The organism is Streptomyces pinistramenti (genome assembly GCF_020564935.1).
Lineage (GTDB): Bacteria > Actinomycetota > Actinomycetes > Streptomycetales > Streptomycetaceae > Streptomyces > Streptomyces pinistramenti.
In genome coordinates this window covers 1-26,083 of sequence record NZ_JAJCXB010000036.1, presented here as the reverse complement: position 1 = coordinate 26,083, position 26,083 = coordinate 1, and the positions used below count along the sequence as shown (strand labels likewise).

Below are 26,083 nucleotides of genomic sequence, written 5' to 3'. Positions count from 1 at the left end.
GTTCAGCAGCGGTGCGGCGTTGCTGCAGCGCTTCTCCCTCACGCCCTGCCGGCGCTCTCCACCATGCTGAGTCCACCGGGCCGGAGAGCACCGCCACCACCAGGCGGCCCTCCGCCCGTTCTCTCCCTTGCCACCATCAGAAGGAGCCAACGGTATGACCGACATCGTCAAGCGCAACGCCCGCGCCATCCTCCTCGACGGCGACGAACTGGTCCTGATCAAGCGCACCAAGCCGGGCCGGGAACCGTACTGGGTGACGGTCGGCGGAGGGGTCGAGGAGGACGACGCGACCATCGAAGCGGCCCTGCACCGCGAGGTGTTCGAGGAGCTGGGCGGCAAGCTGGAGCGCGCCGAGCTCGTGCACCTGATCACCGACGAGCTGGCGGGCGGCGTCGGCGTCCAGCACCTCTTCGCCGCGCGCCTGGAGTCGATGGACCTGGCCGCGCGTACGGGGACGGAATTCGCCAAGCCGGAGCGCGGCGGGTACGAGGTGGTCCGGGTGCCGTTCACCGCCGAGGCCGTCCGTGAGCTGAACCTGATGCCGCCGGAGCTGGCCGACTTCATCGCCACGAACACGGACGCGATCGTCTCCGTCCTCAACACCCCGATCCGCGAGGCATGAGCGATGACGCAGATGCCGGACTTCGTCAGCCTCAACGGCCCTGACAACGCGGGCAAGACGACGCAGCTCGCGCGACTGACCGAGCGATGGGACGGATTCCAGCCGCTGGGCGCGGTCCATGAGCACGACCCCGAGACGTGGGCACGTGTGGCGGCCGACGGCTACGCCCGGTGGTGGTTCGAGACATCCACGACCGTCGAACTGACCGAGATGCTGCTCGCCGGCCACGCCAAGCGGGCCGCCGCCCGCGAGGCCGGGCGTACCGGCCTGCTCGACCGGGGTCTGCCCATGCTCCTCGCCGTGGCCACCGCGACCTGTGTGGTCAAGGACGGGCTGACGGTCGGCGAAGCGTTCAAGACCGTGACAAGCATCGCCAGTTCGCGCACCCGAGCACCGGAGACCTCGATTCTCCTGCTCCCGTCCCTCGACGCCGAGCGCAGCTACGCCCTCACCAGCGCCCGCGAAGGCCGTCCCTGGACCGGGATCTACCCGGCCTACCAGAAGACGCTGCACGCGGTCCTGCTCCACCAGACCGACCACGGCGCGTACACCGCGGTCGTGGACTGCGAGGGCCGCTCCCTGGACGAGGTCCACGCCGAGGTGCTCGACCACGCCGGTCTCGCCCAACTCACCGACGGGAGCCCCCGATGACCCAGAACTCCCCGCCTCTGCTCCTGCCCCCGGGCCTGGCCCGCGCCATAGCCACGCTCCAGGACAAGGACCGGCGCCGCCTGGACGACACCGTCACCCGGCTCCACACCGTCAACAGGCGCCTGTGGGACACCGAGGACCGGGTGCGCGGCGCGTTACTCTCCGCCGCCCAGGTCGCCGACTGCAAGCGCGAGATCGATCAGCTCAACGCCGAACGCAACGCGCTCGCCGAACGGGCCGACGAGGTACTCGGCTCGCTGGCGGACGCGGGCCGCGCCGACGCACCGCTGCACACCGAGACACTCGCCTCCGTCGTCGACCGCCTGTCGGTGCTGACTCTGCGGATCTGGCACAGCGAGCGGGCCGGCGCCCGGGACGAGCTGACCCGGCGCCGTATCCCCGCGCTCCGCAGCCAGCGAGAAGAACTGTGCGCCGCTCTCGACGTGCTCGTCACCGACGTGGTCGCCGGCCGCCGTCGTCTCCCCGTCCCGGCCCGTTTCAAGCTGTACGGCCGGGACGACATCACCCCGACGGAGATCAAGCCGAGCCGACATCTGCGCCGGGTCATCGCCTTCGGCGGGCTGAGCGAGTGCGGCAAGAGCACGAGCGCGGACTTCGTGCGGCGCATGTGCGGCGCCCAGCGCCTCAAGATCGGCTTCCTGCTGCGGCAGGCGGCCCACCGGGAGGGGCTGGCGGACCCGTACGCGCTCTCGGCCAGGCGCCAGGCCGAGCTGCTGCTCGGCGAACTGAACCGCTTCGCGGACGCCCACGTCGACACGCGGCTGTTCACGATCGAGTCCGTCCACGACGACACCTCGATCGCCGAACTCAAGCAGCTCATGGGCGACCTGCTCCAGATCGTCTACCTGGACGCCTCCTTCGCCGTACGCGTCGAGCGGTCCGGGACGCCGGCCCAGGCCGTCGCCGCGAAGGACGAGATCAAGATGAGCCGCGGCGCCCATCAGGTCGCCGCACTCGCCGACCACGTGCTCGACAACTCCGGCAGCATCGCCGCCCTTCGCGCCCGGCTCCGGCGCATCACCGCCCCGCCCGCCGCCACAGCGTTGCGCGTGGCCACCCCATACGGGCTGGGCCTGCCGGCCGCCATCGCCTCGGCAACGGCCGACTTCACCGACGCGGTACGGGCATACGGGCCCGGCGTACGGCTCGTTGCCCTGACCGGCAGCCCCGGCGAGGGCACATGGATCGGTGGCTGGTCCGACCTGGATCTGCTCGTCATCGCCGAACACGAGGTCACCGGCCGGGTCCACGAGGCCCTGGAGCAATACCGGACGGCTCTGAACGGTGCGGCTTCCCTCGGCCCCACCCTCGTCACTCCCGGCGAACTGACCGCCCGACGTCTCACCCCGCGCCTGGCCTTCGCCCTTCACCAGCTCCAGCAGGGCCGCCCTGTCCTGCACACCGCCCCCGGCATCGAACTGCCGACGATCAGCCGCGACGAGCTCGCACTCGCCGCCGTCCGTGAACTCCCCCAGGTCATCCTCACCATGCGCCGCCTGCGCGCCGAGGCGGGACCGGCCACCCTGCGCCAGCTCTACAAGCACCTCGTACTGGCCTGCCGTCTCCTCCTCCGCGAGCACGACCAGTGGGAGCCCGGCCCGGATCTGATCCTTGCCGCGGCCTCCCGCATGCCGGGCCTGACCGCCCTCTCCGTACCCTCCCTGGCCGAGACCTCCAGCGCCTGGCGCGACGGTGACACCGAGCCCGTCCTCAAGCCCGTCACCGCGGCCGTCGACCAGCTCCTCGCCTGGTACGCCGCCCAGCTCGCCGCCTGAACAGCCCCTCCCCCCTTCCTCCTTCTCCACCCGACAGGAGCTTCGCCATGCCCGAAACCCTTGCTGTCCCGTCCTTCTCCGCCCGGATCGTCGAACGCCTCAGCGTCGGAGCCACGAGCCGCCGCGAACGCGTCATCCATTCCCTGGACGGCCTGGAGGCCCCTGTCCACCCCGACACCCTGGCCACCACGGGGGCACACCTGTGGCGTCTGCTCCAGGATCAGGTGCCGGACGGACTCGGCTCCGTCGACTTCCTCCTCGGCCTGGACGCCGGCGGCATCCTGCCGACCGTCTCCCTCGCGGGGGCCGCCCACCTGCCGTACAAGATCGCCTGGAAGCTGCACCTGCCTCTCGACGGCGCGGTCCGCTTCAGCGAACCCCACGCGATGCGGACCGACGTCTTCGCGTACGGCATCGCCACCGGCCAGCGCATCGTCATCGTGGACGACGAGACCACCACCGGCCGGACCCTGGCCGACCTCACCCGCCGCCTCCGCGAGGCCGGCGCCGTCCCGCTGGCGGCGGCCTGCCTGGTGGAGGACACCACACGCGGAGCCCGCGATCTACTCGCCAGCCTCGGTCTGCCGCTCGTCTCGCTCACCACGATCGAGGGCCCGGCGTGACCGCGGTCGCGCTGGCAGCGATCCGGTTCCACCATGGCTCGCAGATCATTCCCGCTGGGGCTGTCCACACCACCCCGCTCGGGTACGACCGGGACGACGTCCCCGTCGGCGCACCGCTCCCGCTTCCCGCTTCCGCCGAGCTCGTCCGCCGCCTGAGCGGCTGCGGCGAGATCGATGTGGCCTTCGAGGGCACGCTCGGCGACACCCTCCTCGCCCTTACCGGAGTCCGCGCGGTCCTCGACTGGCTGCGGCTGCGCTCGGTTCGCGTGGTCGTTCGGGCGGTGGGCCCGTACGCGGGGCTCATCGCCCGCACCGGTCTGCTCACCCGTCCCCAGGCCACCACGCCCAACGGCTGGCGCGCCGTGATCGGCGACCGGTCCGGGGTCGAGGCCCACGGCTCGGAAGCGGCAGCGAACCTGGTGCTCGACCCGGCCGCTCCGCCCTGCTGGTCGAGCGACGGCCGCGCCCACCCCGACCTGCCCGCCCGCCACTACCTGGCGCTGGAGCGCCGTCTCGGCATCCGCCTCCCCGTCACGGCGCCCTTCGCTCCCGCTCTCGCAACCAGGCCGAACGAACTCGTGGCGGAGCTGCGCTCGATGGGCTGGCTGAACGACCTGACCCTCGCCGCCATCACCGCCACCAGCTGGCCGGAGCGCAAGGACTACACCGACCGGCGCTACATCGAGCTCGCCGAACACATCGGCGAGGCCCAGCAGACCCAGGCCCGACTGCTGCTCATCGGCGGCAACCCGGCCGACGGCCTCCGCATCACCGTGGAGGCCCCTCGCCGCCACGCGCAGGTCCTCCGCCTCGACGGGGTGCCGGCCACCGACCTCGCCGACCTCTTCCCCCATTGCCACCTGATCGTCGGCAACGACACCGGGCTCACCCACCTCGCCGCGATGGCTCACGGCAGGGACGGCGGCTGCCCGCCCGTCGTCGGCCTGTACGCGCGCCACAGCCACAGCAAGTGGCGCACCGGCCTGCTGCACCACCACGCCGTGGCCACCGACCTGTCCGACCGCATGCACCAGGGCGACCTCTGCCCCGTCCGCGACGCCATCACTCCGGACACGGACCTCCACATGGACGCCTTCCCGCCCGCCGCACTGGCCCGGGTCTGCCTCGACTTGCTGGCCGGGGTAGGCCAATGACCGCCCGGCCACGCCTGCGGGTCGGCCCGGTACGGCGTTTCACCCGCAACCTGCTGTGCCCCGTCGACTTCCTCGGCCGCCCCCTGCTCCTGAAGTACACCCGCGACCCGGCCGAGGCACGCGCGGAGATCCACGGCCACGCCCGCCTGGCACGGCACTACCGCGTCCCCGCCCTCCACGCCCACCTGCGCGTACCCGGGGGACACCTCCTCGCGTACGAGCGCCTTCCCAGCGGCACCGACCAAGGACTCCTGCTCGACCTCCTCAACGCGGACGAACCGAGCAACGCCCTCCACACCTACCTGGACCAACTCACGACCGCGTACCGCGAGGTCATCCTCGCGACGGCGCAGCCAACCGACCCGTCCCATGTCGTCCGCAAGCTGTACTGGGACCGCGCAGCCCCCGGCGGCAGGCTCGACGCGTACTACGCCGGGGCGGACTTCCTCATCGCCGACGGCCTCATCGACCTCCCGGTATCCCGCCTCGGCACGTACAACCTGAACATCAACGGCCGCCGACACCACCTGGATTGGGCCGCGCCCCTCCGGTGGCTGCGCGCCCACTTCGCCACGCGGGAACCGGTCTGGGCTGCCCTCACCCAGGGCGACCCCACCGACGTCAACCTCGCCCACCCGCTCGCCTGGTTCGACTACGACACCGCTGGGATGAACAGCATCCCGGGCGAGTTCGCCAACTTCCTCTGGTACGCCTCCGCCCTCGGCGGCTGGCTCGTCCCCACGTACAACCCGGCCGCCTTCGCCGACCACCCCGCCACCTTCGCGCACGTGCCGGCCAACAGACCCGAGCTCCGGCGAGCGGACGTGGACGACACCACGGACACCCTCCACATCGACTACACCCCTCGCCACTCGGCGCCCCGCCGAGCCGCCGTGACGGCGTACTGGAACCAGCTCGTGCGGCCGGTCGCGGACCTGCTCTGGCCCGGCTCCGACCTCGCCAACCTGCTCCGCCCCTACCTCGCCCTGCGCATCCTCGGCGTCTACAACCTGGCCGACCTCGCCCCCGAGGAACGGCTCGTCCTCCTCGCCCGGCTCGCCGAGGCCATGAGCCCTGCCTTCGACCCCACCGCTTACTTCTGCCCCCTGGAGTCGCCATGCCCGGCCCCTTGAACGGCCGCACCGCCCTGGTCACCGGAGCCACCGGCGGCATCGGCTCGGCCATCACCCGCCGCCTCGCCGCCGACGGAGCCACCGTCGCTCTCGCCCACCTCGACGACGACCGGGCTGCAGCCGAACTCGCCGCCCACATCGCCGAAAGCGGTGGTATCGCGATCCCTCTGGAGGCCGATCTCCGCGACGCCGAAGCCGTACGCGCCCTCTGCCACCAGGCTCAAGACGCACTCGATCCGATCGACATCCTGGTCAGCAACGCCGGTGCCTACCCCCGCCGACCGTGGACGGAGACGAAGCCGGCCCACTGGGACGACGCCCTGGCCATCAACCTGACCAGCCACTATCTCCTCGCCCACGAGCTGACCACCGCCATGGCCGCCGGCGCCTGGGGCCGGATCATCACCATCGGCTCCGTCCTCGCCACCGCGGGCCGCCACGATCTCACCGGCTACATCAGCGCCAAGGCCGGCCTCGAAGGGCTCACCCGCGCCCTCGCCCGCGAGCTCGGCCCCGCCGGCATCACCGCCAACTGCGTCGCCCCCGGCTCCATCCGCGTACCCGCCGAGGACATGGTCGTCGACGACCCGGACGCCATGACCGCCAGGCAACTCGCCCGCCAGTGCGTCCAACGCCGGGGCCACCCGAACGACGTCGCCGCGACCGTCGCCTTCCTCGCCACCGAAGCGGCCGGCTTCATCACCGGCCAGACCCTGCGCGTCGACGGAGGCTGGATCCTTGGCTGACATCTGGCTCATGCGCCACGGCACCTACGAAGGCCACCGCCCCGGCCACCACGCCCCGCACCAGGCCACCCTCACCCTCGAAGGCCGCGACCAGGTACGCCGCTCCCTACCCCTCCCCGCTGGCATCGCCGCCATCGTCACCAGCCCAATCCCCCGCGCCCGCCAGACCGCCACCCTCGTCGCGCACCTCACGGGCCTGCCCATCGTCGCCACGACCGGCTTCCTCGCGGAATGGCGAGCCCCCAGCATCGTCCTCGGCCGCACCGCCGAGACCTACCCACCGGTCTACCGAGCCTGGCGCGCCCGCCGCCTCGCCCACCCCTCCCTACGCTGCGAGGACGGCGAAAGCCTCACCGACCTCCACACCCGCGCCCGCCACTGCGCCACCTTCCTCCACCACACCGCCCAACGGCACGGGCCGCTCCTGGCGGTGTCCCACACCCTTCTTCTGGGCGTCCTCACGCGCCTGCCGGAGGGGCCCACTGCGTTCGCCGCTACGGCGAGGAACCCCTGGCAGTTCGCCGAACTTCGGCTGCTACGTGCCTACCCACGCATGGGGCCTGGTCTTCAGCGACCTGCCCAATGAAAAACAGGCTTCATGAGGCCAGTCGGCCCTTCTCAGCACCACGATCGCACCCCTGAAGTTAGGGCGCTTCAAGTTGCGGGAGACTTCGAGGCCGCATCTTTAGCCACAGGCTTCTGGCATCCTGCTACCACCATCGCTTCGATTAGCGTGGCCAGCATTTCGCCGCGCTGCTCCTCGCTCAACTCAGCTTCGGCGATGAGCCGTTCTGCAGCGAGGTAGCGGGAGAACTCCAAGGGTTGATCGAAGTAGGCCCTCAAGTGCCCCGCCGCGGCTTCTTGGGAGCGGATGAATGTCCGACTGACGTATCCGGCCAGGGTGGCCGCGACGGCGCCCAAGCCGCCAGCCACCACACTTCCCGCCGTCGTGCCGGCGCGCAGCGCCATGAAGACGAAGGCGACGAGAAGGGAGAAGCCAAGCCCCATGGCTATCTGGGCATTGCGGAACGAGCGCGAAGCCTGGCTGAGGGCAATCTCGTGATACAGGTCGAGACGCCGGTGAGTCACTGCCCAGAGTTCGGAAAGAGGGAGCCTGCCCTTCCTTTCGGCAGTGGGGACGTTTGCTACTCCATTGGCAACCTCCTCCTCCGCCCGATCAGCTGGCTCTGGAGGCAAGGGGGCACCGGAGCCGTCCGTGCCTGGGTAATGGATGCTTACGTCTCCGTGCACTGAGCCCTGCACCACCAGACCATCGGTGACGAGGTGTGGCTGCAGCGCACGTTCGAGCCCCTGTTCCGCGTCGCGTACGCGCTCACGCCCATCCGCGAAGCGGTCCGCATCGGCGGTCATTCTGCGGCGAAAGAACCAAACCATGCCGGTAGCACTGAGCCCGACACCGAGGAGACCAACGATTCCTTGGATGATCTCCGGCAAAGCCTTGTCACCACTCAGGATCCAACCAACGACCCACAGCAGAGCGAAGGACCCCAGGGCGATGCATCCCTCAAGGAGCCATCCGCGCGCTCTAGAAGAAGTGGTCTCACTGCCGTCAGGCTCGGCCACACTGTCCATGAGTGGTGATCGTGCAGCCCTGGGGACTTGCCTGTCCAGCAGACGTGGAGATTCTCCAGAGCCGGGGCATTCATGTCAGCCGCTGCACAACACAAGTGTGGGATCTCCGATGCCCGCCCCATCAAGTGGCTTCCCACCACCCACCGTGTTGCACGCGGCCCGTTGCCTGCATGGCCTCGCCGACTGGATCACTTGCGGCTCTGACCACGCATAACGTCAATAAGGTCCGTGCTCACAAGGCGGACTCCATACAGCACGCCGACCGTCACTACGGTGACGACGCCGGTAAGTGGCCCGCTCGCCGAGTCCGGCACCCCCAACAGGTTCGCTCCCAACGCCGTACCCACCACCACACCGCCTAGGACTACCAGGCGTACCCACTCTCGGTTCACCGCCGGGGTGACTCCGCTCAAGTCCTCGGGATCCAACAGGGCCAGCAGGCGGCCCTCGCCATACCGTTGGGCGACCTTCAGCAGCATGCGTGCCATATCCTCAAAAACCTGCCCTGTGTCCGCCTCCGTGTCCTGCCTAGCCTCCACCGCCCGCAAAGCTCCGACCACCAGTGCGGCGTGTTCCTTCAACTCGCGCCGACGCGTGCGCCGTATACGGCTGTGCCGAGTCCGCCACGCCGACCAAACCGCCCGCTCAGCAGCAGCCAGGCTCACCCGCGGGGCCAACAGAGGACCGCCTGTATCCCACTGCTTGTAGGCTCGCCCGACGCTCCCGCAGGCGGCTAGGAGCACCACCACCGGCCGCCACTGGGCCGTCTCTCCGCCACGTATGCGGAAAGTCTCCCCCGATCGCCCCCCTGGGATCAGCTGCGGCCAGTTCGCTTGCCGATTCCGCCCCTGCGGGTTGTCCATCCGGGCAAAGACAGTCGCGGCCGTCCGCAAGGCAAGCAGGAACACGACCAGCAACGCCATCGCAGCTGCCGTCGTAGCCGTGGCCACGGGATCAGCCCAAGGCTGCGTGATCGCAGATACCCCCGCTCCCACTCTGCGCACCATCCACCCGGCCCCGTCCCGGATCCAGTGCTCCAGGGCTGCATACGGAGCGGCCCCTTCATCGACCAGGTGGTTTCCCGTCAGGTGGCGCGGCCGCTCCGAACTCTGGGGCATGCTCCAGATACGCCAGGCTATTTTCACGATCGTGCGGGCCTTGAGCAGCGCGCCCGCCAGAAACACCAGCGCAAAGGCATGCGAAACGGCTGCCCATGGGGCGACGGCGCACCACCGCCTCACCGACGTATCAACGTAGCGCCACTCATGCCACGGCACGCCCGGAAAGGTCGGTGGAAGATTCCGGCACGCATTCGCCAACCTCCGATACGCCCGCCGATCGGTCCACGCTACATAGCGGTTGACTACGGGATCCACCACGTTGCGACGCACCCAGCACGACGGTCGGGACTGAGGGTGCGTCCAGAGCCACCAAACGCTGACAGGGCCGCCTAACAGGATCGGGGTGGATAGCAACGCGAGTAGGCGTCTTAGGAGTTCGTCCACCGAAGCAGTCTCACCGAAGCCGCTTGGCCCAGCGGGGACTTGGCGCAATCGGTGAGGTGTCGTCCACCCACCACTCCGCACGAACAGGCTCTGACACGAATCGCCCCGGACAGGCTGTCCGGATCCCGCACACTCCGAGACCGCGGGACTCGCCGTCGATGGCCTGACTCGCGCTACCAGAAAGCCACAGGCCAGATGCCCCGCCGCCCTTACCATCCCTATCAGCCTGCCTGCGGGTTTCTGACGCCCTCCAGCACCTGTGAATATCCGCCCCGTCCGGAGGGAAGCTACGGCCGGCTACCGCTTACTGAGAGGTGCCACGCATGCACGACGACCCGGAAGTCCTCAAACACGAGGAGAGCATCGTCTGGACGGAGGGCGTTGAAGGATTCGACTATGTCCGAGAAACCTTGGTGCGCGACGCCGCGACTCGGCGTCGCGCCGTACCTTGGCCGGGCCCCGGCCGCCGTGTCGGATACTCCGTACTCAGGGCCAATGCTCCGAGCGGCGACGGACCTGGGATGTTCACACGGCGCGTCTTCTGGGTCAAGGAGTACGACCGCTCTGAATACGGCAAACAGAAGGGCCCCTACCGGACCGGAACCCCTTCCGAGGGGGTCGACCCCAGAACCGTGAAGCCAGGAACCTGGGGCGAGCAGACTGATCGAGCTTGGGGAGCTCCGCTTCCCTCCCAGTCAGCGGTCGGCGATGAGCAGCGTGACACAGTCGAAGCCGACGGGCGGAAGGACCATCCTCAAACAAATTGTCCAACGCCTCGGCGAAATGAGGGCGGCTCAGATCTGGAGAGCAGCAGCAAACAAGCGTTCGCCGATCGGCTCAACCTTCACGAGGCGAGTCTGTCCGACGTACTCGGCACCGCCGCTGGCGAAGCGTTCTCTGACTGGCTGCAATCACACTCCGAGGAGCTGAAGCACGCGATCGGCGAGGCCGTGGCCCAGCGGATCCTCTCACCCGGGCTCCGCCGGCCAGACGAAGCACCCAGTTAGCGCGAGCAGGACCGTCACAGGTAGCAAGCCCTCCGCCCATCCGGGAGGAGGGCTTGCGGCCTCTCGGCGTCAGGACGTTAGCCAGCCCAAGACCTCGGCCCAGTAGACCTGCCGAGCCCAGTGCACCAATGCCAGGGCGGCGGAACCACTGAGAGCACGGATCAGCATGCCCGTTACCGGCAGTGCGCTCAGCCGCCAGCCACGCCGTGGCTGGGGCACCGGTACGGCCGTCGCACCGGCCCGCTCTTCCAGTACGACGATCGCTGTCACCCCCTCAGCCGCTCCGCCTATCTGGGCCAGCACCACCCTGCCACTTTTGTTCATGGTCGCCCTCCACCTCATCTGGTCGTCGTTGGAACGAGGTTGGTAGCCGCTGGCCCCTGCCAGTGGTGATCGCGGACCGATCGCGAACGCACCCTGAACAGGGCGAGAGGAGGTTTCCTGGTGATCGACGAGATCGAGGCTGGGATCCTGAGAGGATGCAGGTGTGAACGAGGTGGCTGCGGACTGGCAGGAGGCCGTCCGACGATTCGGCGGCCTGCTCGGCCAACTACGCGTAGAAGCCGGACTGACCGTGCGCGAGCTCGCCGCGGCCATCGGGGTCGCCCCCGCCACCGTCTCGAAGACCGAGAACGGAGGCCACGCCAGACCACAGGACTTCTACGTCGTCAGTCAGTGGGTCACTGCCTGCGCGCATCGTGTGGATGGGCACGGCGGGTCGTTCTCAATCCCCGTGGCGCTCGACTGGTGGCGCGAAAAGCACGGCCAACTAGAGCGTGTGCACGAGGCATTGGGACTGCGGCCCCGGCGTTCCGAGTCAGCCGGTCTCACCGCACCGGCCACGGTCCCAGGCCACCAGTACGAACCCCACCCGGTCCCCTTCGAGGTGCTGCATCAGAAGGCAGTGGATCATCTGGCCGACCGTTCGCCTCACGTGCGCATGGCCGCTCTGCGCACGATGGGAGACCTGGGGGACAAGTACCACGAGAAGCAGCAGCGCATCGTCGACGAGCTGTGCGACTACCTCCGCATCCCGCCGGACGCCAGTGACACTGGCGAGGGCCAGGTCAGGCGCACGGCCCAGATGGTGCTGGCTGCCCGGCTGCGGCCCGAACGCCGTGACGGCGCGACGGCGCGACGGCGCGACGGCCAGGAACTCTACCTTCTGGCCAGACATGGACGTCGACCTCAAGCAGGCATTTCTCTGCGACGTGTACTTCGACGGCTGCGAGTTCCGCCGCGCCGACTTCGACGAAGCACAGTTCGAGGGGGAGGCCCATTTCGACGGTGCGCGTTTCGTGGGGGAAGCCAGATTCATCGGAGCCGTGTTCCTGGGATACGAGGTCTCGTTCTGGAGTGCGCGCTTCGAGGCAGTCAGCTGGTTCCGCTGGGTGGCCTTCCACGGCTACACCAACTTCCAGGACACCTACTTCGGCTTCAACGCTGAGTTCTCACGATCGCAGTTCAGCGAGAACGCCTTCTTCGACCACATGGCGGTACGGAACCACGCCTGGTTCACCCATGCCGTGTTCCACGGCTCCGTCACCTTCCAGCATGCCCGGGCCGAGGGCGCGACGTTCTGGCTCGACTCCTTCCGAGCGGGTGCCGACTTCCGGTGGGCACAGTTCGCCTCGCCGCCGAAGGTCGGTAAGTGCGAGGCAGTCGGCCAAGCCGAGCGGCACTGGCCCGACAACTGGGTGGAGCTGACAGCGAAGGACGCCTGTGGATTCGTCGACTCGTGGCCGGCGGACCGGGCCGCGGTCGTTGAGGAGGCGCATGCTGCGGAGATCCGGGCTCAGTGGGAATCCCGGTCCTGACCGGTCCATCGCCAGCATCGCCGCAGCCCTGATCTGCTACCGCAGACTCTCCAAACGAGATGACTTCTTATGAACCCAGCCCACGCGTCACCGCGCCGTTCCATCCTCCGGCGCACCGTGGAGGGTGCGGTGGTACGCGAGTGCCTCCCTGTCGATCCGGTGTTCCGGTATCTCGCGGAGCACTCCGAGCACCGTGCTGTCCGCCCTGCTCACGACCGTGAGGTCGTCGTTGATGACCAACATTCCTGTGTCCATGAGCACATGACAGTTCGGGCACAGGCACAGGAGGTTGCCGATCGCGTCTGCACCCCCGTGAGGTCTCCCCAGCGAGCGGATGTGCGCAGCTTCGGCGTATGCGCGGCCAGCCCGTAGCTGAAGGCGGACTCCACAGACCTGGCACGTGAAGTCGTGGATCTGTTTGACGAGGTTGGCAATGGCCGTACTGCGGACGACACGCTGGATAGAGAGGGGCGATCGCGTGCCGCCGACCACCCCCGCCCTCTCGACATCGTCGATCTGTGAAAGGTTCGCTATACCCTGCTCGGCAGACACCCGCCGGACGAGGCAGAATCGCCACACGCGCCGGGCGCCCAACCCCTGCTCGGACCAATAGTCCTCAACCGTGTAGAGCCCATCGTAGCGATAGGCCCGGGCGCCGGAGGTGCCCGTGGTCCGACGTACCACACGGACGGGGGCGCGAGTGGACGCACTCGTCGCCAGCGCGGCATTGCCACGGGTAAGTTGCTGATCGCCCGCACCCCCCTCGCCGGTATAGACGATGACGTCACCATGGTCCTCGTCACCGGCGTGCTCGTCGTCGAGGACGACCGACTCAGCACCAAGCCTCTCGCTGCCCGCAATACTGGCCATCAACTGCCGGTGGACACCAGCCCGGACTAGCGCTCCGCGATCGTCGAACCGACGCCCCGGCAGGATTCCCGGCACCGGACCGAACCCGGCGAAAGAAGGCGGCGCGTCTGCGGCCGGACCCGACTGTCCACCTGGCAGGGCCGTCGCCAACTCCCGAACCCTGGCCCGTTCCTCCTTGCGCGCCGCGCGCGCCCGGAAGAGGGCTTCCCGGAGTCTCTCCGTACGTGGGATCCCGCGTACGGCCGGCCCATCCGCCTCTTTGTTGGCTCCGGCTACAGAGGCCAGTCCGATGAGGATCTGGTCGAGCCGTTCCGGCGTCGGGAAGGTCCGCCCGTCGAGGTAGGAGTCCAGGGTGCGGGCGCTCACCTCGCAATGGCGCGCCACCGCTTCGGTGGCCGGGCTGCCGCACTCATCCCAGAGCGCACGCAACTCCTCAGCGAAGTCGGCCTCTTCCGGTGTACGGCGTGGAGCGGCAACGCCCATCAGGCGCGATTCCTCCGCAATGGCCTCCTCGGCCGCGCGTCGGCGCTCGCGCCACCAGCCTCGCTCCGCCGCAGTGCCACCTACCCATGCGTCGACGATCAGATCCAGCGTCTGCACGCTCGGCAGGCGGGTACCGCTCAGTGCCGCGTAGACCGCCGTCCTCGACGCGCCGCGCGTGACCACCGCGTCGACCGTTCCGCCCGCCCTTTCCCGGAGTTCACGCAGGGCTCGCGCGAAAGCAGCCAGGGGCCCATCACCCTTCACAGGGAGAGCCCTGGCCACATTTCCACCGTGATATGCATCACTCAACCCTGCCTTTCGCGAGTGATGTGGATCACAGTCGCATCACCCTTACTGCACCTGACCTGCGGTAACTCCAATGTACCTCAGTCCCGCGATATTTTCTGCGGATGTGTAGGTGGCGGAAGATCTGCAATCGTTGCGCCAACGGCTGAGCCGGGCTGCTCCGCAACGAGCGACGGCTCCCTGCGCCAACAGGAAGCCGTCTTTGCTCGTAGTCCCCATCTATAGGTACGGAGAACCACATGTCTGAGGGTACGGGGAATACTCGGCCTAGCGAAGCGGGCCAGGTCATGGGCGGAGCCTTCGGTGCGGAGCCGCTGCGGCGCTCCGCCCGCTGGCTGGCTCCCGCCGGTCTGGCGATGACGAGCACCGGGGCCCTCGCCGCCGCGCTCCAGGGCAGCATGACCGTTGCCGCGATGTCGTCGGCCCCGAGCCTGATCTTGGGCTCGTTCTTCTTCTTCGGGGTGGTCTGCCCGGCGGTCTGGTCTCGAAAGCCTCAGCGCCAGAAGGCTGCCCTCGACGTGATGACCTCCCTCCTCGGGCTGGCTCCGCAACGGAGCGCGACCCAACGCCGAGGTTCGGCCGGTTAATCCGCAGGGCCTCGTCATGGGCGTGGGGAGGGGCAAGATCGGGGGTTCGGCGCGTGGGCAAGAGGCGATCCTCCATCTCCGATGGCACCGTCTGCCCTGTAAGCTACGGGCCTCTCCAAGCCTGGCACACGCGTCACCGGCCTCGCCCAGACCGCCCCCGGCTCCCGCCTGGTCCAGTGGGTTATCAACGGCAGACCTAGAACGTCGGGGGCGACGCCTGCATCAACCTCCCCGCCACCACGACAGTCAAGGCCATCCTTATCCGCGCCCCCCACACGGCCCAAGGGGCCTGCAGAACCCAAGTCGGGCTGGCCGGTCTCCGACTTTCACTCGAAGCGCCTGTCCAGCGAATAGCTGGGAACAGGGCCCCACTCCGCCATCTGCTGCTACAAGCGCCTCGTCCGCCTCACCACACAGGACACGGTCTTAAGCATCCATGCAGAACGCATTCAGCACACATACCGCCGGGAACCCCCGCGAAAACATGAGTATTACGGAGTGGAGTCTTCCCAGGCCACGCACCCTGCAGCCGACGTTCGTGCAGTTCACAGCCCCGCCCACGGAAAACTCCTAAAGCGGGTGTCGCAGGTTCGAATCCTGCCGGGGGCACAGCGAAGAGGCCACCTAGGAACATCCCTAGGTGGCCTCTGATATCCAGGTCCGAAATCAACGCGGACGGTCACTGACAGCCGAGACGCCTCCTCAGCGACCCGGCCACCGCGGGCCTACGCGGCATGCGTACGCGTCGCAGTGCACCGAAGCCGACAAGTCGCAGTTCGACGGCGCCCGGCTTGACTGTCATGACGTATATGGAGCGCACGCCCCACATGCCGTAATCGTTCGACCGAGGAAGCCACATCGGCCGGCTCCCTGCCCGGGACGAGCCGGACTCACAGCCGTAAGGCCGTCGAGGCGCAACCCCTCCCCCAAGAGGGATAATTACAGTTCGTGCATTTTTCACTACGCCGAGTATTTCACTTTGCGCATTTCGCGCTGCCTAGGTGAAAGCTGATGCATGTTCAATTGACACCCGGCAAGATACGCTTATGACGTATTCAGACTCTCAACTGCTGTGGATCCGTGCTGACAACGGAGCCGACGAACTGCGGTCGCTGCTAGGTTGGTTGCAGTGGGACGATACATTGCGTGGGCGGGTCCGACTGGAACACACCCCCGTTGGCTCGAACGAGATGGGTGGGCTCGTCGATGCGCTCACAGTGGCCCTCGGCGCCGGAGGCATCGGGGTAGCGTTGGCTAGCTCGCTGACCTCATGGATCTCGCAGCGTCGCTCGGATGTCAAGTTCACAGTAACTGCACGCAATGGGCGGAGTGTCGAAGTCGACGCCAAGCGGGTCGATGCCCAAGCGCTAGCGAGAGACATAGAGCGCATATTGCGCGCGGAGGGAGGATCGTGACTCGCTTCCCTGACCCGGCCCAATCGCGAGCAGTACTGATCGGCTCCAGCAAGTTCTCTGAGGCGGATGGATTGCCATCCATACCAGCTGTTTCAGCCAACCTCGAGGGCCTTAAAGCAGCGCTCACCAGTTCAACAACCGGCTCCCTAAACTCCGAGCGCTGCACGCTTCTCAGCGACCCCCTAACGACGTCAGATATAGGTCAGGCTCTCGCGCAAAGCGCGGAAGCTACGGACGTGCTATTCGTGTACTACAGCGGGCACGGGCTCGTCGATGAACGCGGCAGACTCTACCTGGCATTGTCCTCTACGAAGCCCGATCAGTTGCGGTGGACGGCGCTCCCATTCGACGCCCTCCGGGAGGAGCTCGCAGCTAGCCCCGCATCCATTCGCATACTCGTCTTGGACTGTTGTTTCTCAGGTCGCGCGGTCGAGGCGATGTCAGATAGCCACGGAGCGATCACCGGGCAAATCGACATCGCCGGCACCTACACAATGACCTCGACGACAGCGAATGCCACCTCCTACGCGCCGGCGGGCGCAAAATACACAGCCTTCACCGATGCCCTACTAGGGGCACTAAAGGATCAAGAGTCACTCACATTGGATGAGGTCTTCCGAGAGGTGGAACTTCGCCTCATCTCGCGTGGACTTCCTCGACCTCAGCGCCGCGCAATCAATGCCGCAGGAAACCTGATACTTACCAAGAGCCTGCGAACCGTCGCACGTCGGTCCATTGGTGAAGTGTCTAAGGTGCAGCCCGGACACCGATTCAGCACTCGTCGCCAAGCGCACGACGCGGGAGTGCATCGCCCTCTTCAGGCTGGAATTTGCGGAACCAGGAAGACCGGCGCAGAGTCCATAGTAATCTCCGGCGGCTACAAAGATGACGAAGACCACGGCGACGTCATCATCTATACCGGCCATGGAGGGCAAGACCAAGCAGGCAACCAGGTCAGCGATCAATCCCTGGATGACTCCGGTAACGCAGCTTTGGTGACCAGTTGCCTCGAAGGGCTCCCTGTCCGGGTTATCCGTGGTTGGCAAAGCACATCAGTTTATGCTCCCAGTAAGGGATACCGGTACGACGGCCTCTACCGTGTGACCAGCTACGGCAGCAAGTCCAGTCTCGATGGCTTCCTGATATGGCAGTTTCGGCTAGAAGCCTGCGAGGGCACTCCGCTACCGAAGACGCAACAGCAGGACAGCCTTGGCGATTTGACGGAGCACGCAGTTAAACGCACGAACGCGCGGCAAAAATCGGATGGAAATGACAAGTTCGAACGAGTGATCACCACTGTGCAACGAATCGTTCGGAGCAACTCCATGCATCGCCAAGTCAAGGAATGGCACGATAATCGGTGCCAGATCTGCAGTGTGCGTATCGAAGTTCCTGGCGGCAGCTACAGCGAAGGCGCACACATTCAGGCTTTAGAAAGTCCGCACAACGGTCCGGACGCAGCTGGCAATGTGCTTTGCCTCTGCCCAAACTGTCACGTGATGCTGGATTCCGGTGCCATCGTCCTTAACGACGACCTCAGCGTCATCCGGGCCGGCCAGGAGGTAGGCATCCTGAATACTCACCCTCAGCACATCATCGACCTGGAGTGTGTGAAGCAGCATCGCAACCGCTGGAGAGAGTGACACAGCAAGGCTGGCATCCACACCCGGCATCAACAAGGCGGGACGCCGGCGCATCCCGACGGAATCCTGCACACGGGCCGATGTCAGGTGGACGAAGCCGCGTTCCAGGTGGTCCAGGTGGTTCACCCATAGCGCTCCATGCAGTTCACGACAGGTCCCGGCCGGCGGCGGCCACGGACGGCTGTGTGTCCTGAGGTGACGCCGAAGGTGGCGACCGCGATGGCGAGTTCGAAGTTGTTGCCGGCTGCGGTGAAGGCGAGCGTGGCGGTGCGGTCGTAGGCCATGCCCAGGCCCCTGCCGAGGAGGACGAGGGCGTTGAGAGCGATGTGCCAGACAGGGACGTTGAGGCCCTGGCCGTTTCCGAGGTGGCGGGCGCGCGGCAGCAGGTCCGGGTAGAACCGGCCGAGCAGGCCGAAGGCGATGGCCTGGACGACGGAGTTGAGGGCGACGAGGACGGCGGTGGCCTCGCGGTCGCCGCAGGCCAGGTCGTTCCCGATGATGACCATGGCGATGCAGCGGGCCAGGCCGACGATGATCAGGCCGGTGTGGTACTCAGGCAGGTCGGGCAGGAAGATCCGGGCGGGTACGAACATCACCGCCGGGCCGACGATCCAGTTGATGACCAGCGAGGACACCATCAGTTTCCGGTCGCCGGTGACGGTGTCGAGCCGGTCGTAGCGGACCTTCGCGAGGACCGGGTAGATCATGATCGGCAGGCCGACAGCGATCGGCAGCGAAATGCCGCCGATTTCGATCTTCGCCAGGGCGTCGTTCAGGCCGGGGATCAGCCGCCCCAGGCCGAGTCCTACGCCCATGGCGATGAGGATCCAGACGGCCAGGAAGCGGTCCAGGGTGGAGAGTTCGATGACGGCCCCGGCCTCGGGTTCCGCGGTCGCGGCCGCATCGGCGGGCGTCACGGGCAAGCCCTCTTCCTGTCGGCTGCGCCGGTGGCGCGGGCGGCGGCGGCCAGGTCCGCGAAGGCGCCGGCCACCGTCTCGATGACGTCGGGCCGCAGCCGGTAGTACGGGAAGCGGCCGCACGGCTCGGTCTCCACGAGCCCAGCCTCGCGCAGCATGCGCAGGTGGTTGGAGAGGCTGGCCTGCCGGGCCCGGTCTCCTCGACCAGGTGCGTCGTGCAGAGGGGTTCGTGGGCGAGCAGGGTCACGGTCCGGAGCCTGAGCGGATCCGCGAGCACCCGGATCAGGTCAGTTTCTGCTGATGTCAGCATGTGCTGGTGATCTCACGGCGGTGGTATTTGGCATCGCTGAGTGCTGGTGTGAGCTGAGTGCTGATGCGATGTGTGCCGGTTCCCCACCCGGCCCCGCCGGATCCGTGCCTGATTCCGTATCGGAGAGGTCCGGTTGGCGGGATCGGCTCCGGCGAGCGCTGGGCGTGGGCCCGTCCCCGCGTTCCCGGAAAGCGGCGCCGCCCTCAGCCCCCGAGGCCCGCGTCCCGGGCCAGGAGGGCTGCCTGGACGCGGTTCTCGCAGTTGAGTTTGGCGAGGATGCGGCTGACGTACGTTTTGACCGTGGCCTCGCTCATGTGGATCCGGCGGCCCGCGTCCGCGTTGGAGAGGCCCTCGCCGAGGAGTTCCAGGACGGCCAACTCCCGTTCGGTCAGGGCGTCGAGACGGCGGCGGGCCTGTTCGGTGCGGTGGGCGGGGGTGCCGGCGGCCAGGGAGTCGACGACGTGCCGGGTGGCTGCGGGTGACAGGTAGGCGTCGCCTGCCGCGGCGGCGCGTACGGCGCCGATGAGTTCCGCCGGGGCCGAGTCCTTCAGCAGGAAGCCCGCGCTGCCCGCCGAGAGGCCCCGCAGGACGTTCTCCTGCAGGCCGAACGTCGTGAGGATCAGGACGCGTGCTCCGGGGACGGCCCTGCGGAGTTCGGTCAGCGCCGTCAGGCCGTCCATGACCGGCATCTGGATGTCGAGCAGCACGACGTCCGCCCGGTGGGTCCTGGCCAGTTCGACGGCTTCGCGGCCGTCCGCCGCCTCGGCGACGACGTCGATGTCGTCGGCGGAGTTGAGGATCAGCCTGATGCCGGCTCGGATGAGCGGCTCGTCATCCGTGATGAGAACCCTGATCACGACTCTCCTGCGGGCCTTCGAGCGGTCATGGGGGCGGGTGCCCCGCCATCATCCACGCCCGGGCCGCTCGCCCGGGTGGCAGGGCGGGCGGCCCTCACGGCGCGGTCTCGAAGGTCTTCTTCTCGATCAGCGTGCCGTTCTTGAAGCAGAAGCGGAAGACGACGTTGCCGGCCGGCTTGTCCAGGCTCTCCGGGGCCAGGAGGCTGAGGCAGGTGGAGCCGGACGGCTTGGGCGGCGCTCCCTTGTCCAGGTTCTCGGTCAGGAACGTCCTGCCGTCGGGCAACTGCTTGCGCACCGCCGCCTCGGACTGTCCGACCGTCACCGCGTCGTACTGCTTCCGTTCGATCATGCCGCTGTCCATGCCGCGGAACAACGCCACCGCGACGGCGATGACGACGGCCACGGCGATCAGCCCCAACGTGCCGCAGCCCACGGCCAGGCCCTTGCGCCGCCTGCTCCGGCTCACCGCCTTCAGCAGTTCCGCCGGCAAACCGTTCCGGATGGCGGCGGAACCGCCGTCACCAGGAGAGCCGGCCGGGAACTGCCGCCGGAGGCCGTCCTGTGGTGCGACGAACGGTGCCGGTGCGGGCGCGGCCCCTTCCGTCGCGGTGCGCGGCAGCACGCCGGCCAGCCGGAAGCCGCCGTCGTCGGTGGGGCCCGCGTGCACGATGCCGCCGGCCAGCCGGGCCCGCTCGCCGAGTCCTGCCAGGCCCTGTCCGCCGCTCACCACACCCCGGTCGGGATGCACGGGCGCGGGCACCGGGCCGTTGGCGACCTCCACGGTGAGCGCGTCCGTGTCGTAGCGCAAGGTGAGGGTGATCGGTGCGCCCGGCGCGTGTTTATGGGCGTTGGTCAGGCCCTCCTGGGCGATGCGGTACGCCGCGTGGCCTGCGGCCTGCGTGAGCGGCCACGGTGCTCCGGTGCGCCGCAGTTCCACGGCCGTCCCGGTGCTCCGCGATGTCGCCACCAGGCCCTCGATGCCGTCCGCTCCCCCCGATGCGGCCCTGATGTCCTCCGCGGCGTCGGGCATCTCCGTGCCGTCCCGCAGCAGCCCCACGACCTCGCGCAACTCCCGCATCGCGGTCACCGACGCCTCGCGCAGTACGCCGACGGTCTCCCGCTGTCGGCCGGTCAGCCCGGGGCCGACCTCCAGGGCGCCGGTGTGCACCGAGATGAGGGCGAGCTGGTGGCCGAGGCTGTCGTGCATGTCCTGCGCGATGCGCTGGCGCTCCCGCATGCGGGCCTGGCCGACGACCATCTCGCGCTCGCGCAGCAGTTGGGCGTGGTACTCGTGCAGCATGTCCGCGAGGGTGCGGCTCTGCGTCCAGTAGCGGCCGACGAGTCCGGGGACGACCATCACGGCCAGCAGCAGCAGGGCGCCGAAGACCAGGGACGAAAGGGAGAAGTGCCAGAGGAGGGGCGGGCTGAGGAGGGCGAGAAGGTAGGCGAGGGTGAACGTGCCGGCCGCCCGGCCTGGCGCCATGACCCGCCGGCCCGCCGACCAGGAGGCGACGAGGACGAGCGGGAGGAAGCCGGCCCAGCCGGACACCCCGACGCTCGCCGCCAGCAGCACGGTCGCCGGCAGGGCCCGGCGCAGCGGCGACAGCAGTGCCGCGGCCAGCGCGACGGCGACGATCCGCCAGGGGTTCCCGCCGTCCAGGGCCTCGCTGCCCGCGCCCAGCAGCCCCAGCAGCACGCTGAGCAGCGCCTCGCCTGCGATCCGCCCGGCGGGCCACATCCCGGGGGCGAAGAGGCCCCCGATGGCTCCGGCCAGCCGCTGCGCCGCCCGGGAGAGCGGTGTTCCTGCCGGTGTACGGGGAGCCGGCGCGGCGGGGTCGTCGGTGCGTTTGCGGAGTCTCACGCCGCCACGGTAGATGTCGCCCTCATCCTGTGGCAGTAGCCGTTGGTCGCTGTCCGCTGCGACGAAAGTCTCGTGGCGGGAGGGGCTGGGGCCGGGCGGAGCCTGCGGGGCGGGGCGGCGCGGCGGGGAGCCGGCGGAGTTATCCACAGGGTCGACGCGGGTGGTCGGATTGCTCGTACGCTTTCAGGCATGGGTGAGGCGGACGTGGATGTGGACGTGGACGTGGACGTGAAGATGACCGTGGGCGGGGAGGCGGAAGGCGGGACGGAGGCCGGCGAGGCGGTGCAGGTGCTGCGCCGCGTCTTCGGGTACGACGCGTTCCGCGGGAGCCAGCAGGAGATCATCGAGCATGTCGTCGGGGGTGGGGACGCCGTCGTCCTGATGCCGACCGGTGGCGGCAAGTCGCTGTGCTACCAGATTCCGTCGCTGGTGCGGCCCGGGGTCGGGGTGGTGGTCTCGCCGCTGATCGCGTTGATGCAGGACCAGGTCGACGCGCTGCGGGCGCTCGGGGTGCGGGCCGGGTTCCTCAATTCGACGCAGGACTTCGAGGAGCGGCGGCTGGTGGAGGCCGAGTTCCTCTCCGGGGAGCTGGATCTGCTGTATCTCGCCCCGGAGCGGCTGCGGGTCGAGCAGACGCTGAATCTGCTCGACCGCGGCAAGATCTCGCTGTTCGCGATCGACGAGGCGCACTGTGTCGCCCAGTGGGGCCACGACTTCCGGCCCGACTATCTGGCCCTGTCGATGCTGCACGAGCGCTGGCCCGAGGTGCCGCGCATCGCGCTGACCGCCACCGCCACGGAGGCGACGCACGCCGAGATCACCTCGCGGCTGAAGATGGAGGACGCCCGGCATTTCGTGGCGAGCTTCGACCGGCCCAACATCCAGTACCGGATCGCGTCGAAGAACGAGCCGAAGCGGCAGCTGCTGGAACTGCTGCGGACCGAGCACGCCCAGGACGCCGGCATCGTCTACTGCCTCTCGCGCGCCTCTGTGGAGAAGACCGCCCAGTTCCTGGTGCAGAACGGCATCGCTGCCGTGCCCTACCACGCGGGCCTCGACTCCCGGGTGCGCGCCGAGCACCAGTCGCGCTTCCTGCGGGAGGACGGGCTGGTCGTGGTCGCCACCATCGCGTTCGGGATGGGCATCGACAAACCGGATGTGCGGTTCGTCGCGCATCTGGACCTGCCGAAGTCCGTGGAGGGCTACTACCAGGAGACCGGCCGCGCCGGACGTGACGGCCAGCCGTCGACGGCGTGGCTGGCGTACGGGCTGCAGGATGTCGTGCAGCAGCGGAAGATGATCGACGGTTCGGAGGGCGACGACGCACACCGGCGGAGGCTGTCGGCGCACCTCGACGCGATGCTCGCGCTCTGCGAGACGGTGCAGTGCCGACGGGTGCGGCTGCTGGCGTACTTCGGCCAGGAGAGCACCCCGTGCGGCAACTGCGACACGTGCCTGGCGCCGCCGCAGACCTGGGACGGCACGGTCCCCGCGCAGAAGCTGCTGTCGACGATCGTGCGGCTCAAGCGTGAGCGGGGGCAGAAGTTCGGGGCCGGCCAGATCATCGACATTCTGCTCGGCCGCAAGACCGCGAAGGTCATCCAGTTCGACCACGACGGCCTGAGCGTCTTCGGGATCGGCGAAGACCTCCGGGACACCGAATGGCGGGGCGTGGTACGGCAGTTGCTGGCACAGGGACTGCTCGCCGTGGAGGGTGACTACGGCACGCTGGTGCTGACCGAGGCGAGCGGAGAGGTGCTGCGCGGCGGGCGCGAGGTGGCGATGCGGCGCGAGCCCGAGAAGGCGCCGCGCGCCGTGAAGGCGAAGTCCGCGTCGAAGGGACGCCGGGCGCCGGTCGATCTGCCGGAGGCCGCGCTGCCGGTCTTCGAGACGCTGCGGGCCTGGCGGGGCCGCACGGCCAAGGAGCAGGGCGTCCCGGCGTATGTGATCTTCCACGACGCCACGCTGCGGGAGATCGCCCTCGCCCAGCCGTCGAGCACGGCCGAACTGGGCACGATCAACGGCGTCGGCGAGAACAAGCTCGCGAAGTACGGCCGGCCGATCCTGGACGTGCTCGCCGGACGGGACGAGCCGACGGGCGAGACCGCCGTGGCTGCCGAGACCGTCGCGCCGAGCGGCGGTACCGCTACCACTGCCGCTGCCGCACCCGGCGGGCGCTCGGGCACGGGCGCCGCACCGAGGACGACGGGGGCCCGCGGCCCGGCCGGAACCGCGGCCGGGCCGACGACGGACGAGGCCCCTCCGGAGGACTGGGATGCGCCGGAACCGGAGGACATCGACTGGTGAACATCGGCGGGGGAACGGGGAATTGCGGCGGAAATGGGGATGTCCGCGGACGGTAGGGAGTGCCCGCCGGTGAGGTCGCGCGAGCGGCAGATGACCGTCCGGGCTGCGGGCGCATCAGGGGGTACGGGGATGTACGGGGGAAGGGGGAGGCAGATGCAGGAGCGTGCGGGCGCCGCCGTCGGGAGCGTTGCCGAAGCGGAGAGTGATGCCGAGGACCGTGGCCTGACCGACGGCGATGGTCAGGCCGAGGCCGTGGCCCTTGCCGCGGCCGGGAGCGTCGGTGCGGAACCGCTGCGGGCCGTGGTGCAGCAGGTCGTCGGAGTAGCCCGGCCCGTGGTCACGTACCTCGACCGTGGGAGCGCCGTCGGGTGCCGTGCCGACGGTGACCACGACCGGGGGCCGGCCGTGGCGGTGCGCGTTGACAACGAGGTTGGTGAGGATGCGGTCCAGGCGCCGCCGGTCCGTTTCGACGACCACGGCGGTCTCGATGCGCACCTCGGTATCGAGGCCGGTGGCCCGGACACTGCGCTCGACCAGTGTGCCGAGGTCATACGAGTCGAGGTCGGCGCGCTCGGTGCCGGAGTCCAACCGGGAGATCTCCAGGAGGTCCTCGGTGAGCCGGTGCAGCGCCCGCAGACGGTCGTTGATCATCTCCTTGGGGCGGCCCTCGGGAAGCAGCTCGGCGGAGGCGAGGATCCCGGTGAGCGGGGTACGCAGCTCGTGCGCGACGTCCGCGGTGAACCGCTGCTCGGCCTGCAGGCGGCTCTGCAAAGAGCCCGCCACGGAGTCCAGGGCTGCCGCCACCGCGGCCACCTCGTCCCGCCCGGCCCCGCCGCCGCGCCGCAGCCCGTGGGCCTGAGTGTCCCCGACCCGTGCGTCCAGATCGCCTGCGGTGATCCGGCGGGCGACCGCGGCAGTGCTGGTCAGGCGGCGGCTGATGCGCTGGGCGAGGAACAGCCCGGCGAGCGCGACGGCGGTCGCGGCCAGGATCGCCGAGCCGAGGATGGCGGTATCGAACGTCTCCAGGGAGCGCCGGGTGTTGCCGTACGGCGACCACACGGCCATGATCTGGTCGCCCGCCGGCGCCGCGGCCCACATGACGGGCTGCCCCCGATATGTGCCCACCATGCTGCCGCGTTTGCCGTCGCGCGCCAACCGGCGTAGTGGCGCGGGGAGTTCGGGCGGGTCCAGGACGGAGTTGATGCCCTCGCGGGAGGTTCCGTACTCGAAGAGGTCCAGCGCGGTGTCGAGGTCCGCGCGGGTCTCCTTGCGTACCTGACCGACGGTCTGGTGGGCCACGGCGTTGTGCACGAGCACCCCGAGCACGGCGGCGACCGCACAGCACACCGCCGTCACGGTCAACGCGATCTTCCAGCGCAGGGAGACCGCGGCGCGGCGCACACCGGGGCCGCGCAGGGGCCAGAAGCGACGCGGGGGCCTTGGGTGTCTGGGGGTGCGGCCTGCGCAATCTGCGTGGTCTGCGCGGCCTGCACGGTCTCTTCGGCCCGGACGGTCGTCCACCCGGCCTATCCGGCCTGTTCGGTCCGTTCGGTCCGTTCGGTCCGTCCTGTCGGTTCGGGCCGTCCGGTTTCGCCATCGTGGGTGTCTCACCGGCGGTCTCCGCGGGGCGGCTCCGGGGCTGGGGGTGAGGGGGCGGGAGAGGCGGGTGGGGCCGGTTGCTCGGGTGGCGCGGGCTCGGGTGGCATGAGCGTCCCCGGCGCCCCAGGCGGTCCGGGTGCCGGCGGGCGGCGGGATCCGCAGGAACCGCTTGGGCCGCGGCCTGCCGGGGGCGGTCAGGTCGTACGCCTCGGTCACGGTCATCGGGACGACGTCGTGCCGGGCGGCGAGCGCGTCCAGCGGGCCGCCGGTGATCTCGGTGA

Annotated in this window: 22 protein-coding genes and 3 pseudogenes; 15 read left to right on the top strand and 10 right to left on the bottom strand. The window is 68.9% G+C overall.

Annotation, left to right across the window (positions count from 1 at the left end):
• Window positions 1-154: 154 nt before the first annotated feature.
• Genes LIU39_RS22730 through LIU39_RS22695 form a run of 8 tightly spaced genes read left to right on the top strand, consistent with a single transcriptional unit; the run spans window position 155 to window position 7,311 of the window.
• Entirely contained in the window at window positions 155-622 is a 468-nt protein-coding gene (locus tag LIU39_RS22730; RefSeq protein WP_227048680.1) for an NUDIX hydrolase, read from the top strand.
• 3 nt (window positions 623-625) lie between these two features.
• Complete coding sequence (locus tag LIU39_RS22725; protein ID WP_227048679.1) at window positions 626-1,273, top strand: hypothetical protein; 648 nt, start codon at window positions 626-628, stop codon at window positions 1,271-1,273.
• Window positions 1,270-3,069 carry a DUF4254 domain-containing protein gene (locus tag LIU39_RS22720; protein WP_227048678.1) on the top strand — a complete coding sequence of 600 codons (1,800 nt, stop codon included), beginning with the start codon at window positions 1,270-1,272 and terminating at the stop codon, window positions 3,067-3,069. Before LIU39_RS22725 ends, LIU39_RS22720 begins: the two co-directional genes overlap by 4 nt.
• Before the next feature lie 47 nt (window positions 3,070-3,116).
• Window positions 3,117-3,692 carry a phosphoribosyltransferase family protein gene (locus tag LIU39_RS22715; protein WP_227048677.1) on the top strand — a complete coding sequence of 192 codons (576 nt, stop codon included), beginning with the start codon at window positions 3,117-3,119 and terminating at the stop codon, window positions 3,690-3,692.
• The gene (locus tag LIU39_RS22710) at window positions 3,689-4,846 is read left to right on the top strand and encodes a glycosyltransferase family 9 protein (RefSeq protein ID WP_227048676.1); all 1,158 of its coding nucleotides are present in this window, start codon (window positions 3,689-3,691) and stop codon (window positions 4,844-4,846) included. Before LIU39_RS22715 ends, LIU39_RS22710 begins: the two co-directional genes overlap by 4 nt.
• On the top strand, window positions 4,843-5,979 hold the full coding sequence (locus LIU39_RS22705; protein WP_227048675.1) for a hypothetical protein: 1,137 nt from the start codon (window positions 4,843-4,845) through the stop codon (window positions 5,977-5,979). Before LIU39_RS22710 ends, LIU39_RS22705 begins: the two co-directional genes overlap by 4 nt.
• Complete coding sequence (locus tag LIU39_RS22700; protein ID WP_227048674.1) at window positions 5,964-6,725, top strand: SDR family NAD(P)-dependent oxidoreductase; 762 nt, start codon at window positions 5,964-5,966, stop codon at window positions 6,723-6,725. Before LIU39_RS22705 ends, LIU39_RS22700 begins: the two co-directional genes overlap by 16 nt.
• A complete protein-coding gene (locus LIU39_RS22695; RefSeq protein ID WP_227048673.1) occupies window positions 6,718-7,311 on the top strand; it encodes a histidine phosphatase family protein in 594 nt (197 codons plus the stop codon). The genes LIU39_RS22700 and LIU39_RS22695 overlap by 8 nt, the downstream gene beginning before the upstream one ends.
• Before the next feature lie 68 nt (window positions 7,312-7,379).
• Here LIU39_RS22695 and LIU39_RS22690 read toward each other — a convergent pair whose 3' ends face one another.
• Both LIU39_RS22690 and LIU39_RS22685 read right to left on the bottom strand, forming a co-directional pair.
• Entirely contained in the window at window positions 7,380-8,318 is a 939-nt protein-coding gene (locus LIU39_RS22690; RefSeq protein WP_227048672.1) for a TRADD-N-associated membrane domain-containing protein, read from the bottom strand.
• A gap of 188 nt (window positions 8,319-8,506) precedes the next feature.
• Window positions 8,507-8,797, bottom strand: a complete 291-nt coding sequence (locus tag LIU39_RS22685; protein ID WP_227048671.1) for a hypothetical protein — start codon at window positions 8,795-8,797, stop codon at window positions 8,507-8,509.
• Window positions 8,798-10,146: 1,349 nt separating this feature from the next.
• On the opposite strand from LIU39_RS22685, the gene LIU39_RS22680 reads away from it, so the two are divergent.
• Together LIU39_RS22680 and LIU39_RS35655 are read left to right on the top strand one after the other, a co-directional pair.
• On the top strand, window positions 10,147-10,830 hold the full coding sequence (locus LIU39_RS22680) for a DUF6009 family protein (RefSeq protein ID WP_227048670.1): 684 nt from the start codon (window positions 10,147-10,149) through the stop codon (window positions 10,828-10,830).
• Between the two features lie 487 nt (window positions 10,831-11,317).
• A pseudogene (locus tag LIU39_RS35655) lies at window positions 11,318-11,473 on the top strand (helix-turn-helix domain-containing protein); the annotation flags it as partial.
• Between the two features lie 174 nt (window positions 11,474-11,647).
• Here the strand turns inward: LIU39_RS35655 and LIU39_RS22670 are convergent.
• Complete coding sequence (locus LIU39_RS22670) at window positions 11,648-12,007, bottom strand: hypothetical protein (protein WP_227048745.1); 360 nt, start codon at window positions 12,005-12,007, stop codon at window positions 11,648-11,650.
• Between LIU39_RS22670 and LIU39_RS22665 the strand changes: the two genes are divergently transcribed.
• Window positions 12,006-12,647 carry a pentapeptide repeat-containing protein gene (locus LIU39_RS22665; RefSeq protein ID WP_227048669.1) on the top strand — a complete coding sequence of 214 codons (642 nt, stop codon included), beginning with the start codon at window positions 12,006-12,008 and terminating at the stop codon, window positions 12,645-12,647. The two genes, LIU39_RS22670 and LIU39_RS22665, sit on opposite strands and share 2 nt — an antisense overlap.
• Before the next feature lie 87 nt (window positions 12,648-12,734).
• On the opposite strand, the gene LIU39_RS22660 is transcribed toward LIU39_RS22665, so the two are convergent.
• The gene (locus LIU39_RS22660; RefSeq protein ID WP_227048668.1) at window positions 12,735-14,183 is read right to left on the bottom strand and encodes a YDG/SRA domain-containing protein; all 1,449 of its coding nucleotides are present in this window, start codon (window positions 14,181-14,183) and stop codon (window positions 12,735-12,737) included.
• Between the two features lie 362 nt (window positions 14,184-14,545).
• Here LIU39_RS22660 and LIU39_RS22655 point away from each other — a divergent pair, with 362 nt between their 5' ends.
• Entirely contained in the window at window positions 14,546-14,893 is a 348-nt protein-coding gene (locus tag LIU39_RS22655) for a hypothetical protein (RefSeq protein WP_227048667.1), read from the top strand.
• Window positions 14,894-15,617: 724 nt separating this feature from the next.
• On the opposite strand, the pseudogene LIU39_RS22650 reads toward LIU39_RS22655, so the two are convergent.
• Window positions 15,618-15,783 (bottom strand): annotated as a pseudogene (locus LIU39_RS22650) (FtsK/SpoIIIE domain-containing protein); the annotation flags it as partial.
• Between the two features lie 156 nt (window positions 15,784-15,939).
• On the opposite strand from LIU39_RS22650, the gene LIU39_RS35650 reads away from it, so the two are divergent.
• Both LIU39_RS35650 and LIU39_RS22640 read left to right on the top strand, forming a co-directional pair.
• Complete coding sequence (locus tag LIU39_RS35650) at window positions 15,940-16,308, top strand: effector-associated constant component EACC1 (RefSeq protein ID WP_227048666.1); 369 nt, start codon at window positions 15,940-15,942, stop codon at window positions 16,306-16,308.
• Window positions 16,305-17,951: a caspase, EACC1-associated type gene (locus tag LIU39_RS22640; protein ID WP_227048665.1), complete on the top strand. Its 1,647-nt coding sequence runs from the start codon at window positions 16,305-16,307 to the stop codon at window positions 17,949-17,951. The genes LIU39_RS35650 and LIU39_RS22640 overlap by 4 nt, the downstream gene beginning before the upstream one ends.
• Window positions 17,952-18,073: 122 nt before the next feature.
• On the opposite strand, the gene LIU39_RS22635 is transcribed toward LIU39_RS22640, so the two are convergent.
• From LIU39_RS22635 to LIU39_RS22620, 4 genes and pseudogenes are all read right to left on the bottom strand, one after another.
• Window positions 18,074-18,868, bottom strand: a complete 795-nt coding sequence (locus LIU39_RS22635) for an arsenic resistance protein (protein ID WP_227048736.1) — start codon at window positions 18,866-18,868, stop codon at window positions 18,074-18,076.
• Window positions 18,865-19,178, bottom strand: a pseudogene (locus LIU39_RS22630) (ArsR/SmtB family transcription factor). The gene LIU39_RS22635 and the pseudogene LIU39_RS22630 overlap by 4 nt, the downstream one beginning before the upstream one ends.
• A 203-nt stretch (window positions 19,179-19,381) precedes the next feature.
• A complete protein-coding gene (locus tag LIU39_RS22625) occupies window positions 19,382-20,035 on the bottom strand; it encodes a response regulator (RefSeq protein WP_227048664.1) in 654 nt (217 codons plus the stop codon).
• Between the two features lie 94 nt (window positions 20,036-20,129).
• Complete coding sequence (locus LIU39_RS22620; protein WP_227048735.1) at window positions 20,130-21,773, bottom strand: sensor histidine kinase; 1,644 nt, start codon at window positions 21,771-21,773, stop codon at window positions 20,130-20,132.
• Window positions 21,774-22,130: 357 nt separating this feature from the next.
• Between LIU39_RS22620 and recQ the strand changes: the two genes are divergently transcribed.
• The gene (gene recQ, locus LIU39_RS22615) at window positions 22,131-24,203 is read left to right on the top strand and encodes a DNA helicase RecQ (RefSeq protein WP_227048734.1); all 2,073 of its coding nucleotides are present in this window, start codon (window positions 22,131-22,133) and stop codon (window positions 24,201-24,203) included.
• 114 nt (window positions 24,204-24,317) lie between these two features.
• Here the strand turns inward: recQ and LIU39_RS22610 are convergent, their stop codons facing one another.
• Window positions 24,318-25,604, bottom strand: coding sequence for a sensor histidine kinase (locus LIU39_RS22610; RefSeq protein WP_227048663.1), 1,287 nt, complete (start codon window positions 25,602-25,604; stop codon window positions 24,318-24,320).
• Between the last annotated feature and the right edge of the window lie 479 nt (window positions 25,605-26,083).